The sequence below is a fragment of the Clostridium sp. genome (assembly GCF_036569345.1).
In the GTDB taxonomy this organism is placed as follows: domain Bacteria; phylum Bacillota; class Clostridia; order Clostridiales; family Clostridiaceae; genus Clostridium_AD.
Map to the genome: position 1 here is coordinate 1 of NZ_DATCQT010000152.1, position 17,070 is coordinate 17,070.

Annotated in this window: 15 protein-coding genes, 1 other RNA gene and 1 pseudogene; 2 read left to right on the top strand and 15 right to left on the bottom strand. The window is 31.0% G+C overall.

Features of this window, described 5'->3' with window-relative positions:
- From larC to VIM70_RS15250, 9 genes are all read right to left on the bottom strand, one after another.
- A partial coding sequence (gene larC, locus VIM70_RS15210; protein ID WP_331946625.1) for a nickel pincer cofactor biosynthesis protein LarC occupies positions 1-1,214 on the bottom strand: 1,214 nt, incomplete at its 3' end.
- A 57-nt stretch (positions 1,215-1,271) separates the two neighbouring features.
- Positions 1,272-1,997 (bottom strand): ABC transporter ATP-binding protein, encoded by a 726-nt coding sequence (locus VIM70_RS15215; protein ID WP_331946659.1) that lies wholly within the window; start codon positions 1,995-1,997, stop codon positions 1,272-1,274.
- Between the two features lie 35 nt (positions 1,998-2,032).
- Positions 2,033-2,821 (bottom strand): energy-coupling factor transporter transmembrane component T, encoded by a 789-nt coding sequence (locus tag VIM70_RS15220; RefSeq protein WP_331946626.1) that lies wholly within the window; start codon positions 2,819-2,821, stop codon positions 2,033-2,035.
- Positions 2,822-3,802: a cobalt transporter CbiM gene (gene cbiM / locus VIM70_RS15225; RefSeq protein ID WP_331946627.1), complete on the bottom strand. Its 981-nt coding sequence runs from the start codon at positions 3,800-3,802 to the stop codon at positions 2,822-2,824.
- Between the two features lie 38 nt (positions 3,803-3,840).
- Complete coding sequence (locus VIM70_RS15230; RefSeq protein ID WP_331946628.1) at positions 3,841-4,581, bottom strand: alpha/beta hydrolase family protein; 741 nt, start codon at positions 4,579-4,581, stop codon at positions 3,841-3,843.
- Between the two features lie 75 nt (positions 4,582-4,656).
- Complete coding sequence (locus VIM70_RS15235) at positions 4,657-4,890, bottom strand: hypothetical protein (protein ID WP_331946629.1); 234 nt, start codon at positions 4,888-4,890, stop codon at positions 4,657-4,659.
- Positions 4,891-4,950: 60 nt separating this feature from the next.
- Positions 4,951-5,151 (bottom strand): hypothetical protein, encoded by a 201-nt coding sequence (locus VIM70_RS15240; protein ID WP_226126334.1) that lies wholly within the window; start codon positions 5,149-5,151, stop codon positions 4,951-4,953.
- Positions 5,152-5,581: 430 nt separating this feature from the next.
- Positions 5,582-6,487 carry a DUF362 domain-containing protein gene (locus VIM70_RS15245; RefSeq protein WP_331946630.1) on the bottom strand — a complete coding sequence of 302 codons (906 nt, stop codon included), beginning with the start codon at positions 6,485-6,487 and terminating at the stop codon, positions 5,582-5,584.
- 190 nt (positions 6,488-6,677) lie between these two features.
- Complete coding sequence (locus VIM70_RS15250; RefSeq protein ID WP_331946631.1) at positions 6,678-7,241, bottom strand: 3'-5' exonuclease; 564 nt, start codon at positions 7,239-7,241, stop codon at positions 6,678-6,680.
- 43 nt (positions 7,242-7,284) lie between these two features.
- Between VIM70_RS15250 and VIM70_RS23455 the strand changes: the two are divergent.
- Both VIM70_RS23455 and VIM70_RS15255 read left to right on the top strand, forming a co-directional pair.
- Positions 7,285-7,629 (top strand): annotated as a pseudogene (locus tag VIM70_RS23455) (PRD domain-containing protein).
- A 179-nt stretch (positions 7,630-7,808) separates the two neighbouring features.
- Complete coding sequence (locus VIM70_RS15255; RefSeq protein ID WP_331946632.1) at positions 7,809-8,945, top strand: serine hydrolase; 1,137 nt, start codon at positions 7,809-7,811, stop codon at positions 8,943-8,945.
- A 574-nt stretch (positions 8,946-9,519) separates the two neighbouring features.
- Here VIM70_RS15255 and ssrA read toward each other — a convergent pair.
- The 6 genes from ssrA to VIM70_RS15285 form a co-directional block, all read right to left on the bottom strand.
- Positions 9,520-9,871, bottom strand: a transfer-messenger RNA (tmRNA) gene (gene ssrA / locus VIM70_RS15260).
- A 224-nt stretch (positions 9,872-10,095) separates the two neighbouring features.
- Complete coding sequence (smpB, locus tag VIM70_RS15265) at positions 10,096-10,563, bottom strand: SsrA-binding protein SmpB (RefSeq protein ID WP_331946633.1); 468 nt, start codon at positions 10,561-10,563, stop codon at positions 10,096-10,098.
- A 187-nt stretch (positions 10,564-10,750) separates the two neighbouring features.
- The gene (rnr, locus tag VIM70_RS15270) at positions 10,751-12,982 is read right to left on the bottom strand and encodes a ribonuclease R (RefSeq protein ID WP_331946634.1); all 2,232 of its coding nucleotides are present in this window, start codon (positions 12,980-12,982) and stop codon (positions 10,751-10,753) included.
- A 500-nt stretch (positions 12,983-13,482) separates the two neighbouring features.
- Positions 13,483-14,199, bottom strand: a complete 717-nt coding sequence (locus VIM70_RS15275; protein WP_331946635.1) for a pseudouridine synthase — start codon at positions 14,197-14,199, stop codon at positions 13,483-13,485.
- A gap of 106 nt (positions 14,200-14,305) precedes the next feature.
- Positions 14,306-16,318: a triple tyrosine motif-containing protein gene (locus tag VIM70_RS15280; protein ID WP_331946636.1), complete on the bottom strand. Its 2,013-nt coding sequence runs from the start codon at positions 16,316-16,318 to the stop codon at positions 14,306-14,308.
- A 311-nt stretch (positions 16,319-16,629) separates the two neighbouring features.
- On the bottom strand, positions 16,630-17,070 hold the full coding sequence (locus VIM70_RS15285; RefSeq protein WP_331946660.1) for a YaiI/YqxD family protein: 441 nt from the start codon (positions 17,068-17,070) through the stop codon (positions 16,630-16,632).

A 17,070-nucleotide genomic window follows, 5' to 3' on the forward strand; every position in this document is an offset into this window, starting at 1 on the left:
GCTATAGTCTTGCATTCTTCGTATTCTGGTTTATATTTGACTAGCTTCCCTTTATAATAAGATTTCTTTATTGTAATATCTCCATACTCTGTTTTTACTTTTGAAAAATCTCTATTAAGCATTATTTTTTCAACTTTATATTTTCTAACACCAATCGATGTAGTTTCTTCAAAAATAACATCTAAAGCATCCTTTTCAACTTTTTCATTAGTTAACACACTTAATTTTATCCCCGGCCTTCCCTTTTTCATAAATATAGGTGTTTTAAATACGTCTAAGGCTCCTGCTTCAAAAAGTTTTTCTTCTACATATCCATAAAGTTCTGGATTCATATCATCTATATTAGTTTCAAGTATATAATGCTCTCTTACTTTTTCAGAACTTTCCTTCTCACCTAAATATACTCTTAAAACATTTGGAATTTCTAACTCTCTATGACCTATTCCATATGCTATCTTCTTAATTGAGAAATCAACCATTTGAGTAAATTCTTCAACGTTTGTCGCGAGTATTGCAGCCCCAGTAGGAGTGGTCGTTTCAAATTGTACTATTCCAGCATTTATAGGAATATTCTTTAATATTTCTACTGTTGCAGGTGCTGGTACTGGCATAAGCCCATGAGCACATTTAACAAATCCTCCTCCAACTTGAACTGGAGATGCAATAATTTTGTCAACTTTTAGATAGTCTAAACAAATAGCTGCTCCTACCATATCTACAATTGAATCAATAGCTCCTACCTCATGAAAATATACTTCATATAATGGTTTTCCATGAACCTTTGCTTCTGCCTCTGCAACCTTCATAAACATATCTATACTAAGTTTTTTAACCTTATCACTTAAATCATTTGAATTTATTATTTTCTCTATATCCTTCAAGTTTCTATGATGATGTTCGTGACTATGGTTATTTTCATCATGATGATGTTCTTCATCGCCATGATGATGATTGTGTTCATGGTTATGCCCATGTAAATCTTTATCTAAAATATGCAACTCATCATCTAATTTATCTTTTAATATGACGTCTACCCTAGTCCCTGTTATTCCAAGTTTCTTAGATTTTTCAATTTTTATTTCATATTCAGAATTTAAGTTTAATTTTGAAAGTTCCTCCATTAAATATTCTTTAGGAACTCCTAAATCTATTAGTGCCGCTAAATTCATGTCACCACTTATTCCACAAAAACAATCGTAATATAAAATCTTCATGTCTATAACTCCTTTAATCGTTTGAATTTTAAATGCTATCTTGTCCAATGTTTAAAATTATATAATGTTATATTTTCTTAAAAAATCTTGATCATTCATGATATTTTCATATTTATCGTCTCTTATTATTTTATGATCTTCTGAAAATACTATAGCTCTATCAAAAACACCTTGTATATATTCAAAATCATGAGTTGCACAAATTATAGTTTTGCCGCATTTATTTAGATCAATTAATAATTCTTTTAAAAATCTTTTCCCTTTTGGATCTATCCCATTCATGGGCTCATCTAAAGTTATTACTTCTGGATTCATAGCTAAAACACTAGCAATTGCAACTCTCTTCTTTTCTCCTCCGCTTAAATTATACGGATGTTCATCTTTTAACTTATCTATATTAAGAAGATTAAGGCAATCTCTTACTCTTTTATTTACTTCTTCCTCTGGCAGTTCCATTTGCATAAGGCCAAATGCCAGTTCTTCAAAGACTGTAGAACAAAATAGTTGAGCATCAGAATTTTGAAATACAAATCCTAATTTTTTATGAAATAGTTTTAAGAACTTAGTATCCTTTAATGTATATTCATTTATTTCATTGTTATCAAACATATATTTACCTTGACTTGAAAAAATAATGCCATTTAATAATTTTAAAACAGTTGACTTCCCGCTTCCATTTGGACCTATAATAGCTATAGATTCACCTTCTTCTATATGAACATTTATATTATCAAGAGCTATCTTATTCTTGTATGTAAATGAAATATTCTCTATATTTATCATCATTAATTCTCCTTAATTTTTCAGATATACTTTTATTATAAGTATATAAACAAACTAACCAAGACTATATTTATTATAAAATATACATAGTCTATTTTCTTTAATTTTAAATTTGCTTTTGTAGTATATTCTCCTACAAAGCCCCTACATTCCATAGCATGGGACATCTCTTCACTCATTTTATAAGACTTTATGAATAAATTTCCAATAATTCCTGTGAGAGAATTATATTTATCAGGAGTTATACCAATTGATCTAAGTTTTAATGCATGTAGCAGGTTAATAGTATATTCGCCTAGCAGAACAATATATTTTATGGTTAAATCCATAATCCATATAAATATATCTGGTATAAATAATAATTTTAATGATTTGCTGATTTCGCTCCATCTGCTAGTATGTGATAATATATTCATAAGCAATATAGTTATAATTATTTTTTGGAGAATCAATAAACTATTATATATATTTTCAAAAATCATAGATGGTATTAATGTTATTAAAGTTATTAAAGGAAAGATAAAACTTTTAAACAATATCCTTTTACTTGACTTTTTTCCTATAAGAAAAAGATTAATTAACACATATATATCTATTATTAATAAATAAATAAAACTTCTTGAAATAGATACACACAGTATCATTAATATAGTACTTGCAACCTTTAAGGATGGATTTATTGAATAGATCAATTTATCCTGATTTTTATTTTGCCTGATTATCGAAATTGTTTTAATTAAAGAAAAAATACTTTTTTCAATGTATAAGTTTTTTTCTTTCTTTGGAATGTAATTATCTTTTTCTAAAAGCCATTGTGGAACCATTTAATCTCCTTTTACATTTCTCTTCAAATTTATTTTCTCTAAAACCTTAAAAATAATTAAAATTATTATTACCCCAGCTAATGCTGATAAAATATATCCAAAATAACTACTTAAAAATCCAAAACTATAATCTGGAATTGGTGAATTAAATTTAAATCCTTGCTCCATTCCCTTAGGCACAAATCCTATAAAATGCTTAATTTCTTCTAAACCCCATTCTCCCCAAGCAGTTCCATTTGCTAAAAGTCCTAAAGGAGTAGCTAAAATGAGAATTCCTATTATAGTGCATGAAATTTTTATTTTGCTTACTTTTCCTTTATATATTACATCTGGTGATGCCTTTTTTATATAGCTATATGCTCCCACCGTTATTATTCCTTCCAAAATTCCAATTGCTAATAAATGAGGTATTATCATAGCTGGAATAGATATAGCTAGCCCATAGGGACTATATAGGGGTAGTCCTGAAAAATCCTTAAATAGTAATGGCTGAACACCTAACTCCACTGCGGCAAATAAAGCTGCTGCATTAACTGAAATATAACCACCTAGGAAAGCTCCAATATATTCTCCTTTTCGGTTTTTAAATATTTTTTTTGTAATCTCAAATAAATTAAATGCTGTAAATGGCATTATAAAAGCCATATTAAAACAATTTACGGCCAGTGCTAAAATCCCTCCATCTCCGAAAAACAATGCTTGAATTACAAGTGCTATAGTAACCGCTAAAACAGCAGAATAAGGTCCAAGCAAAATAGCAACAAGTGCACCACCAATAGCATGGGCCGTAGTTCCTCCTGGTAGAGGTATATTAAACATCATAATTAAAAATGAAAAGGCCGCTGCTACTCCAAGAAGAGGCATTTTCTGCCTTGTTATTTCATTCTTTACCTTTAAACTTGCTTTTCTCCATATAGGCAACATAACCACTCCAAAAACAGCACAAGTTGAAGGACTTAAATAATTATCAGGTATGTGCATAAAGTTATTCCCCCTTAGTTCCAGTTTGTGATTTTCATCTAGAAATTATATTTTATCTGTTTTGCTTTTGCTACAATAAAATCAACTGCCAATACCACTGCCTCATCCAGATTATGCATAAAGCAGTGATCCTGCCCTTCAAGTAGATGTAGTTCACTGTCAGTGTATATCTCTTGGTATTTTTTCGATGCAGTGTAACTAACAACATAATCAGATGTCCCGTGAATAAGGCATACAGGCCCCCTATACTGAGATGACACCTCATAAATGGGCAAATGTTGTGCAATACCAAAATATAATCTACTTAACCGTATATTACCAAATATAACGTATTCCGGTATATGATCCGGATCATATTGCACACCCATTATCGTACCCTTTATGGCATCATCCTTTAAAGTTGCAGCTGGTGCCATCTGTACGGGACAAGCAATCTCATCTGGATAGTACCCTGCAGTCATCCCGGCTACCACACCTCCCTGAGAATGCCCGAGTATGCTGATGCTTTCCACGAAGTCAAGTTTCTTTGCATAACGTAAGATTTCCATGGCATCTTCCACCTCATTCATGACGGTCATGTCTTCAAACATCCCATCACTCTCCCCATGTCCATTGAAATCAAATCGCACAGAAGCGATATGATTCTTCAACAGTTCCTGTGCAATCCATACATGCATCAGCTCTTGACGATTTGCCGTAAAACCATGCATTATGATGACAAGAGGACATTTCTCCCCTTCTTTAAGTTCGGGTTTTTCAAGCGTTCCAACTAAATCCAAACCCGCCCGCCTAATTTTTACATTTTTTTCATTTCATTATTTCTCTCCAAAACCTTCCATTTATAATAGCCACTTTCATCTGTAAATAGCAATATTGTTGTAATATACCATCTGACTTGAGAAACTACCAGTGGTACGCATAATGCTGTTGTACAGTGCAAAATATTTTGGAATAGCAATGTCTTTTGGACATCCATGCGTACAATATTCACAGGCAGTACATTGTACAGCTGTATTTTCGTTAATGATTTTAGTAACCTTTTCAATAATGGTATTCTCTTCTTCATTCAAAGGGATAAAATCGGACATATTTGAAGTCTCATAGTGGCAATTTTGTAGCTAATTGAAACGAATCCCTAGGGTGACGTTCTACCAAAGCTTTACGCATTGCTTCTTCAGCATGTAGCCATGATATGTATAGGCAGTATCAAAAAAAGTGAATCCCTTTTCTAAATAGGTATCAAATAACTTGTTAATTAGTTCGTAGTCAAAAGAAGTCTGGTCTTCCTTATTTAGTAAAGACAAGCGCATACATCCATAACCAAATTTTTTTTCGTTCATCAATTCCATAATGAAACCTACTCAATTCTTTCATGTATTTTATTAATTCATTTCAACATAAACTGTATTACCTTGAGTGAACTCCAAGTCAAGTGTTTTTCTGATTTTTTTGAACTTATGTAGTCTGTTTTATAATCGAACTTTCAGGCAAAACTAATATTTTCTTACTCATTGTATTTATCATTTCTTTTCTAGATTTTATATTTTTGATACTATATATAGCCTACCACTTGGAGTGCACTCCAAGTCAATACCTTTTAGTAAAAATTTTCTCCATTTGAACACATATCCACCATTTGTCATAAACTTTTTTTAACTATTTATTTTTAAAATTAAGAAGTGACGAAACTTAACTGCTTCGCCACTTCTAGAAAGTCAAAAATTTCCACTTTATACAATTCTATTTACACATTCTGAAAATATTATTGAAGATGGTATATCAGTCATCAATCGTAAACAAATCATAATTGCGGGTTCCTAAACCAATAAAATCCGCATGTTCCAACGTGTGGATACCGTGTCTGGATTCCATACGCTCAATCAGTGCTCTACCATCCGGTGCATCATATACAAAATCTACACAGGCCTGGTCAAGTGCTACTGGATCCAGGGAGGCAAGTATACCGATATCTTCCATCTCAGGTTTTGCTGGATGTGAATCACAATCGCAGTCTACAGACAGATTATTCATGACGCTGATATAAATAATATTTTCACCTTCATAATCGGCAACAGCCTTCGCTGCTTCCGCCATTGATTCCAGAAAATCATCCTGGGGTGAGTCAAGACCAAAGCCAGTTGTTGCTGTTCCTGCACTATGAATCATGCTTTTTCCCATAGAAGAAGCAATTCCAATCGACATATTCTTAATTACACCGCCAAAGCCTCCCATGGCATGACCTTTAAAGTGCGCAAGATTCACTACGAAATCATAGTTCGCAAAACCTGCACCAACCATATCTTCTTTCAAATGCTTTCCGTCTACAACAGGAATACTCATTGAACCTTCTGCATCCATAATGTCAATCGGTGCTATATCTGTAAATCCATGTTCTTTCACAACTTTACGATGGGATTCCGTAGTGGAACGTCGACCTCCGTAAGCAGTATTGCACTCTACAATCGTACCGTTCACAGCTTGCACAAGGGGCTGTATCAATTTAGTAGAAAGAAAATAATGCCCCCCTGGCTCACCGGTAGATAGCTTCACGGCAACCTTTCCGGTTGCCTTATGGTCCAATGCTTCATAAATGGCCATAAGACCTTCCGCACTGATGTCCTTAGTCATATAAACGAATGCTGTTTTTTCATTCTCACTATTTTTCTTGCTTATTACTTTTTTCATGTTAATACCTCCTAATTAAATGCACTATTTTATGTGGCACATAATATTTTTCCATATAAGCAATAAATTTCTTCTGTTATTTACTTTAGATAACTGTCTTGTAGCTATCTATAATTTACTTTACCACTTAGAGTTAACTCTAAGTCAAGTAATAATCAACAAATAAATAAATAAACATACAAGAACATATTTATAAAAATTCCAACTCACTAAACGCTTTAATAAATTCTTTCACTCCATAATTTTCAAATTCTACTTCAATCATCGTCTCTTCCTCTTTCAGAACTTTTCCTATTCCATATTTCTTATGGCTCACCTGTTTTATAGATATCTGATTTACAGGTTCCACTGATGTTTCCTCTTTCTTTTCTTCTGTTTTTACCTCCTGAATCTGTTTCTTAAGTTCCTGTAAGTTCACCGCTTTACTTTTAACCGCATCCTTGTGAATTAGGTGTGGCGGAATCATATGAATATATCTACTTTCTCCAGGCATTGCTCTATAATAATCCGGATTCGTATAATAGGAAAATTCCAGATAATCTTTTGCCCTGGTAATTCCCACAAAAAATAATCGGCGTTCCTCTTCTTCCCCTTCCATATCTCTTGTCTGTAAAGGAATCAAGCCATAATTGACACCGGTAATAAAAACATATGAAAACTCTAATCCCTTAGAGGCATGTAACGTCATCAGCTTTACAGAATCTGCAGCACTATTTATATCCTTTTGTAAAATATTCACACCATAAAGAGGCAAAGGAACTTCAAGAAATTATTGATACAAAACTACCCTTCTTAAAATGCGATCGATTCTTAAAGAAAATATTGATAACTTTGATGGAGATGTGCTTTACACTGATATAACTCAATTTTTCAATAAAATAGCCACAAGTCTATCCATCTCATTAACAGATGAAAATCTAATAGGCTTAATTCTTCATTTAGCCTTTACTATTAGTAGACTTAAAAAGGGAGAACCATCAATAGAGTATCCTTATTAAGAGAAACTTATAAATAAGCATAAAGAAATATATCAAGTGGTTAAAGAACAAATTGTTTTCTTATGCAATAAATATTATATAGATACAACCGATGATGAAATATGTTATATAATTAAAATTTTAGTTGGTAATGAATTGATATAATATTCCATGAAATAAATGTTATAAGGCTGAAACTATTAGAGTTTACAAATAGAGAAACCCTCTTTCTCTATAAAATTGTTGAAAAATAATATTGGACTTCACCTATAATATGCACACTTATGTTACTTGCATAATATAAATGATAATATAAACAGAAGGATAAAAAATGGGGGATAAAAATGAAAAAAAAGACTATATTAATGATTGCATTAACAATAATTGCAATCGTCTACACAATACCGAGTACAATTAGTCAAAGCTACAAAAAAAGTATACAACCTGTCGTAGTTCGAAAAATATTGATTACGCAAAAGATTAAAAATGTGACTATTCTTAATGTAGGCAATAAGGATGCTAAAGTTCTTTCTTTACAAAAGAAACTATTTAATATTGGTTATACTGTAAGTATTAATGGTGTTTTTGGTTCAGATACACAAAATGTGATAAAACAATTTCAGGAAAAATATAATCTTATCCAATCGGGTATATATGACACTGCTACAGAAAATATTTTAAATAAAACTAAAAATATTAGAGATTACAATGCTATTCAGAAGGCAAAACAAAGACAAGCTTCAAATGTGGCCTTATTAAATAAAATAAAAGCTTATTTAGGTAGTGGAGTAAATAGAGTAGGTTTTGTTTATTATGACTTATCCACTGGAGACAAACTATCAATAAATCCAAACAAAGTATGTATAGCAGCTAGTACCTATAAAGTAGGAATGAATATGGTTGCATATGATATGGTAAGGGCAGGAAAACTTAAATTAACTGATGGACTTAGATATAATAGTGCTTATTATGAGTCAGGAACTGGTATTTTACAAGGTCAATTAAAAACCACTTTAAAACATCCAGTAGCATTACAAAAGTTATTAGACTATTCGATAATTTACTCTGATAATATAGCTACAAATATGATTTCAAGTAGGCTTGGTGGTGCTCGAATCGTTAGGCAGAAGGTAGCTACTATGACAGGAATAACTGGAGTAAGTACAACCAAAAATGTATTAACACCAGAGATTGAAACTAGGCTTTTAAAGAAGCTTTATTACGGTAGAAATGACAAATATTATACACGACTAATAAGTGACATGAAAAGAACCAAATTTCATGATAGAATAGATAAATATATACCAAGGTATTTAGTAGCACATAAAATAGGTAACTTGGGTTCCTATACAAATGATGTGGGAATAGTATTTACAAATAAACCGTATATGTTTGTAATATACGTTGATGGATTATCAAATTCTGCTGAAAAAATAGCAACAGTATCAAAGATGGTATATCAAAACCAACTAAAAAGGTAAAAAATATTAGCACAATCAATTATTAAATTGCTTGTGCTAATATCTTTTAATCAAGAAAACAAGAAAGAAATCAACTAAATACTCATTTTCTTTATAAACTTTTTTTATTGTATGGAGCTTAGAATTTATTGTACTAGACATCTAGTAATTTCTCATACCTTTTATTATCAACATCAAAATATTTTATAGTAAATGTGTGATTTTTAACATTAGCATTCAAAATTGTTTTGAAATCATCTTTGTTCCATACTATTTCAACTAACTCATCATTATCAGTTTCAGCTATGTAAATATTTCCATTAAAAGCTTAATATGAATTACTGAATTTCATAAGATTTAATAATCTTTTCATAATAGGTCTTTTAAGGTTTGTTTCCACCTCCTTTTTAGTATAATAGTGACGATTTATATTTCTGCCTTCCTTTGTAGCTTCAAGTAATTCAATGTCATTTTCTCCAGCTAAAAGCCCCACATAATATACTTGAGGTATTCCAGGTGCAAAGAATTGTATAACTTCCGACTTTATATCATAAGAAAACCCCCGACTAATTTATTAATTAGTCGAGGGTTTTACTGGTGGAGGCGAGGGGTGTCGAACCCCTGTCCGAAAGCAGCAACACCTAGGCATCTACGAGTGTAGTCAATAATTTAACATTCCCTCTACTTAACCCCTATTGACCAGGTTTAAGTTTTAGTAGCTTCATAATTTCCGTTTCCAGGTCAAAGCTTTCCCGGACTCGGTTCACCGCTGTCGGCGCCCTATCCTAAGTCGCGGTAATCAAAGGTAAGACGTAGCAGACTAAGCTGCTAGTGCTAAATTATCGTTTGCGTTTAAATTGTCCCTATAGTTTTTTACGCGGGTCCATAGGTTCCCTCGACTCGCTTCCTAGATGCAACGTACCCCCGTCGAAACCAAGTACGCCCCCTAATATGTCAAAAGATTAAACTGAATCTTTTGTACTACAATAATATATAAATATTATTGTATGTTTTACGCAAATCCAAATTATTAAATTTTTAATGCCCCGTAAATCAATTAAATAGCAACTTTTATTTTCTTACTAAGTTACTTACTATAAACCTAATGATACACTATTTTATATTCTTTATCAAGTGTCAACATTATGGAACTTAAGTGTATTATTACTTGTTATCTCATTCTTTCTTTTATCTGTCTGTCCATGTCTCTTTTAGCATCTTTTTCAAGCATTGCATCTCTCTTATCATAGTCTTTTTTACCTCTAACAACACCAAGATTAACTTTTACCTTAGTATTTTTAAGATAAAGGGATAATGGAACTAGCGTGAAGCCCTTTTGAGCCGTAAATAATGCTAGTTTGTTTATTTCCTCTTTATGGAGCAATACCTTTCTGACTCTTAATGGATCAGTATTAAATTGATTTCCATTTTCATAATGACTTATATGCATATTTTTAATAAATACTTCACCATTTATAACATCTGCATAACTATCTTTTAAGTTTGCTTTACCAGCTCTAATAGATTTCACTTCGGTACCAACAAGCTCTATACCAGCTTCCATTGCTTCTTCTATAAAATAATCATGTCTTGCTTTTCTATTTTCTACTAATGTTTTATTTTCTGATTTTTTTACCATAATTTCACCTACTTTATTCTTATTAATACATTTAATTATACTATATATTATATTCTTTTTCAAGATTGCATGGATCATTTTTACAAAGCAGTCAATGTTTAAATATATATACAGAAGAGGTGGTTATTCCCCTTCTGCACTTTTATTTTCAGATCATTTTTCTTTAAAGCTTATTTTGTAACATATCCTATTCTGCAATAAAGTCTTTTTCCGTTGCCCCATCATCCTTTATAAGTTCATTTAAATCACTAACCGAGTATTCCTTTAAATCTTCTTCTTTATCTTTATTATCTTCACTATCTTCTTTATCATCAATTATATCAAAATAAACTTCATGTGAAGTTAAATCAACTTTACTAACTATAATCCTTACCTCTTCACCTAGCCTATACGTCTTTTTAGTCCTCTCGCCAATAAGGGTTAAGTGTCTTTCGTCAAACACGTAATAATCATCATCTAAACTAGTCATATGAACTAAACCTTCTATAGTATTTGGAAGTTCTATGAACAATCCAAAATTAGTTACTGAAGAAATAATACCATCGAATTCTTGACCAATTCGCTCACTCATGTACTCTGCTTTCTTTAAGTCATCTACTTCTCTCTCAGCTTCCATAGCTACTCTTTCCATATCTGAGGACTGTTTTGATGCTATTTGAACTTCTTTTTTCAATCTTTCTGTTCTGGCTTCACTTAATCCTCCATTTATAACCTCTTTAATTATTCTATGGATCATTAAATCGGGATATCTTCTAATTGGAGACGTAAAGTGACAATAATATTTAGCTGCCAAACCAAAGTGACCAACACATTCTGGAGAATATTTTGCTTTCATCATAGAACGAAGTAGTAAAGTACTTAGTACCATCTCTTCTTTTTGCCCTTTTACTTTAGATATTACTTCTTGAAGCATGCTAGGATGTATTTCCTTTCCCCATTTCATAGAATATCCAAAATTACTTGCAAATTCACTAAATCTCATTAATTTTTCTTCATCTGGATCTTCATGAATTCTATATACAAATGGTGTGTTTAACCAGAAAAAATGCTCAGCTATAGTTTCATTAGCAGTTAACATAAATTCCTCTATTATTCTATTTGCAACACCTCTCTCATAAGGTACAATATCAATTGGTTTTCCAAGTTCATTTAATATTATTTTACACTCAACAAAGTCAAAATCTATAGCGCCCCTCTTCATTCTCTTTTTATTAAGAATGGCACATAAATCATCCATATGTTTAAAATCTTCATATAAATAATCATATTTTTTGATTGTTTCCGCATCTTTATCTCGTATTATTTTGGTAACATCAGTATAAGTCATTCGCTCATTAGTCTTTATAATACTTTCTACTATCTCGTGATCTACACTTTTACCATTTTTGTCTATTTCCATAAAGCAAGTAAGAGCTAATCGATCCACTTTAGGATTTAAACTACAAACGCCATTAGATAATTTTTTAGGAAGCATTGGTATAACCCTATCAATTAAGTATACAGAAGTTGCTCTATTTAAAGCTTCTTTGTCTAAGGGATTTTTCTCTTTCACATAGTGAGAAACATCAGCTATGTGTACTCCTAAACGATAATTACCATTTTCTAAAACCTCAATAGACACAGCATCATCTAAATCTTTAGCATCCTCTCCGTCAATGGTTACCATAGTTAAGTCCCTTAAATCTGTTCTCCTAGCATATTCTTCTTTTGGAATTACTTCATCTATATTGTCTGCATAAGCCTCGACATTTGCTGGAAACTCCTCTGGCAATTTATGTTTTTTAATTATAGTTAATATATCTATACCAGTGTCACCTTTATTGCCGAGAATTTCAATGATTTTCCCCTCAGGATTTCTTCTTTGTTCTGGCCACTGAGTTATTTCAGCTATTACTATTTGACCCGTTTTGGCTCCATTTCTTTCTGCTTTAGGAATAAATATATCCTGAGCAATTCTCTTGTCATCAGCTACTACAAAACCAAAGTTACTACTATCCTCATAAGTTCCTATTATTGTTTTATTAGATCTCTCTATTATTTTTGCAATCTCACCTTCACATTTTTTACCTGTGTTTTCTTCTTTTAGAACTTTTGCAAGAACTCTATCTCCATTCATTGCCCCATTTACATTATCTGCAGGGATAAATATATCTGGTCTTTCTACTTCCGCTATTACAAACCCAAAACCTCTTTGATGACCTTGGAATTTACCAACTACAAGACCCATCTTCTCTGGAATACCATAATATTCATTGACTGACTTAACTATATCACCGTCTTTTTCCATTTCAGCCAAAAAAGCAGTAAACCCTTTCATCTCTTTTTTTCTTATATCGAACACTTTAGAGAGTTCTACTGTGTTCATAGGTTTATATGCTTGCTCTGTCATAAAATTTATTAAAGTTTCTTTTAACACCATAAGGTAACCTCCTATCTAATCTTCCTATTATTTTTTATTTTTATAAATTCCATAAAATATTTATTAATGCTTTAGTTTTTCATCTAAAATATACTAAATTATTCATGCGTTTCTATATTTACTCACTTTATTATAATCCAAAAATTTCATCTAGTATATACTATGTAATTATATACTTCCCTATTATCCAATAAAAAATGCCCATATTAAATAGTACAATTTAATATGGGCATTTTGTCGAAACATATTATGTCGAGAACTATTTACGAAAATCGACTTTTTTTTACAAAATAAAACAGCCCTTGGGGTTGGGCTGTTTTATAATAAATAAAAAGGGGGCTATTTATCTCTCTATTTATCTTTACTACCTAATTATATTAAATTTGATTAAAGATTGCAAGTGTTTTACCATATTTTATTGTAAATAAATTTTAAAATGAGTAGATTTTATTCATATTTCGTTCATTTTTGCTTCATGTATAATGATATTATTAACTCAATTAAATTTGTTTCAATAAATTTATCTCATCTTCCGACAATTCTCGGTATTGTCCTTCACTTAAATCTTCATTTAATTTTAATGGTCCAAAACTAATTCTCCTTAAAAATACAACCTTCTTATCTACACTTTCAAACATTCTTTTAACCTGATGAAATTTACCCTCTTGGATAGTAATCTTTACTTCAGATCCATTTTCATTTGCATTTAATATCTCTAATATGGCTGGCATACATTTATATCCATCATCTAGTACGACACCTTTTTTAAAAGCCTTAATGTCAACTTCATCCACAAATTTATTAATTTCTGCATAATATACCTTATCTACATGATTTTTAGGTGCTATTAATTTATGATTTAGTTCTCCATCATTAGTAATTAGTAATAACCCTACTGTATCTTTATCTAATCTACCAATAGGAAATGGCTTGAAAGCATGGTACTCTTGATCTAGTAAATCAATTACTGTTTCATCATATTTATCTATTGTAGCCGAAACCACACCAGATGGTTTATTCATTATTATGTATATAAATTTTCTATAGTTAATTTCTTCCCCAGATACTTTTATTACGGTGTTATCTGGATCAACTTTCGTAGCACTATCAGAAATTTTTATTCCATCAACCTCTACTAAGCCTTTCTTTAATAATGTTTTTACTTCTTTTCTTGTTCCATGACCTAAATTAGACAATATCTTATCTATTCTTTCCATTTATATTCATCTCCTCAACTATTTCATAAAATTTCAGGTAAAATACATATTAAAACGTATTTAATAAATAACACGTCAGTAAAAAAAACAGCTTTTAAAAGCTGTTTTAAATTTTTTCTTTTACTTCAATCTCTATTATATCATAATCTTCATATGAAATACTCTTATAAAAGCATTTTGATAATACTAACATTTTGTAAATTCCAATAGTAAAAGGCATAAAAATATAATCATCTTTTATGCTGAATTTTTGAACTAAACTCCAGTCCCCTTTTTCCATAAGATAGAATTCATAAACTACCTCGCGGCCTCCAGTACTTTGCGCAACAAATGTTATTGTTTCATTAACCATAAAATTTGATCTGTCACATAAAATCTTGGTATCGGTTATTGGCATATTCTCATGTACTTTAATTTTTATTTCCTTCCTACTATCATACTCATTTGTGCTTAATTTATTCTTTGCTAGAAGTTCTATTAAATAGGTTCCACTGCATTTAGGCTTAAGTTCATAATTTTTATGTTCTACAAAGTTTGTTTGTTCTACTAAGTGACCATCTATTTTCAAAACATAATTCACAAGGGTATTTCGTGTGTTTTCTGATATAACTTGGAGAGAAATAATATCTCCAACCATATAGTATTCTCTCGGGGGCATTAAGACATAGTCTATTTTAGCTGGTATACACTCTACAGCCTGAATATATACAACTGCATGAGCATCAAATTCTCTCTTGGAGTATTTATCTTTCACTCTTACCTCAAGTTTAAATTTGCCACCTTCTTCTGGGGTGAAATCAACAAAATGATGTGTTCCAAATTCTATTTTTTCTATTTCTTTATCATTCTGAAAAACTCCAAAACTGTATCTTAAAGAGATTCCTCCAGTTGCTTTAACCTCTACATGAACACGCTCACCTATTAGTACGGTATCTTTCTTATCTACTATTATATCATCAATAATTACATTTCCATTTCCTATATCATCTATTATAAAATTTAAAGAAACTTCCTTCTCATATTCACCCTTGAAAGATTCATCTTTAACCCATAATTTAGCTTTGTATTCTCCTGCTTCCTTCGGTGTCCATATATAATTATTTTTACTAATATAACCAGAATCCTCTGGATATTTTCCATCAATTTTAAATTTATACAATAACTCTTTTCCACCTCTAGCAATACACTTAAATATAATAGGGGTATCACATAACTGTGGTGAACTTAGATCAGTAGTGAAACTATATATATTTATTTCTTCATACGGGTCTACACTATAATAAATCAATGCACGATCATCAAATTCATGAAGTGAATACATATCCTTTGCCATACATAACAGCTTATAATCACCCTTCTCTTCTTCAACATAACTAACTAATTTTTTGGTTGAATAATCTTGTATGCATTTGGTATCTCCCATAGGATTAATTTTCACAAATTTGTATAAAATCATCCTATTGTCTTCATATTTTGACTCTACCTCAAAAACGAGCTCCGTGCCTTCTAATATGTCCTCAGTCAAACATTTAAAGCTCATGATTTCTAAAGACTGCACAGCTTGTACATTAAATTGTATTTTCATAAAGTCATCAAAACTATTTTCGGAATCCAAATTTTTGCATTCCACTAAAAATTCCTGTTCTCCAGAATATTTTGAAGTCCATGTTAGTATATTGTCTGGTGAATAGTCCTTTATAAGTGTCCATTTTTCAAGCTGATGTAACCAATATCTATACATAATAGGGATCTTTACAGCCTCTACTGTTAAGGTGATTTTTTCACCTACCATTATTTCTGTTTTATTTATGTAAATATTACTTATTAATTTTTCTGCATGCTCGCCTACTATATAATCTGTTTTTGACATAAAATCAAATGGCTTATTACTTTCTTTTCTTTTAGCTTGTACCATTATAGAATACTTACCCTCTGTTTCTGGTTTCCATATAACATCGCTAGCTCCACTTAATTTCTTAAGGGTAGTCCACGTACCGTCTAGTCCTACAAGAAATTTATAATTTAAATCATCCTCTAGCTTGTTTTCAACACTTATCTCGATTTCTTTATATTTTTCTTCAGGATTTTCTAAGCTAAACAATATATTCATTTCATTCATTTATTTTCACCTACCTTTATAAATAAACTATATAATGTATTATTAAAAAATTACTCTCTATAGTGATATATTATACTATAATACCATTATATGTAACAGTATATATTCCACTTTTTTTCTTTCATTTATAGACATATTTTTTCATAATTTTATTTTAAAATGGCATTATATTAAAATTTATAGTTTTTTATAGGACTAAATTTATTATTATAAAAGTTAGTTATGTGACAAAATCATTATAAAAATAGCTAGTAACGTTAGTTACTAGCTATTTTGTATACCCTAAAAGTTAAACAGAAGTGACTTAGCTCTTACTGCCTGGCTTTTAGAATCAGTCTAATTAAATTGTTATAAAGCTTTTCATCATCGACCTTTGTTCGTTTTTTAGGGCCAAAGGTTTTTCCTCCGCTCCGTCTTAATTTGCTAGACAAATGCCTCTCAAATAATAACTTGTCGATATTATCATCATCATATATGTGGCCTTTAGGCCCTATTGCATAAGCTCCTTTAGCTAAAACCATTGCAGCGACACCAAAGTCTTGAGTAATTACTATATCCTTAGATTTAGCTTCATTGGCTACTTTCATATCAACACTCTGAAACCCACTGTCCACATATCTTATTGATGCATAATCACTACTTAAAACATGATTAATATCACAATACATAATAAGCTCTATAGCATTTTCTTTAGCTGCCTTTTCTATTAGTTGTTTACCAGGGCACCCATCTGCATCTACAATAATTCTCAT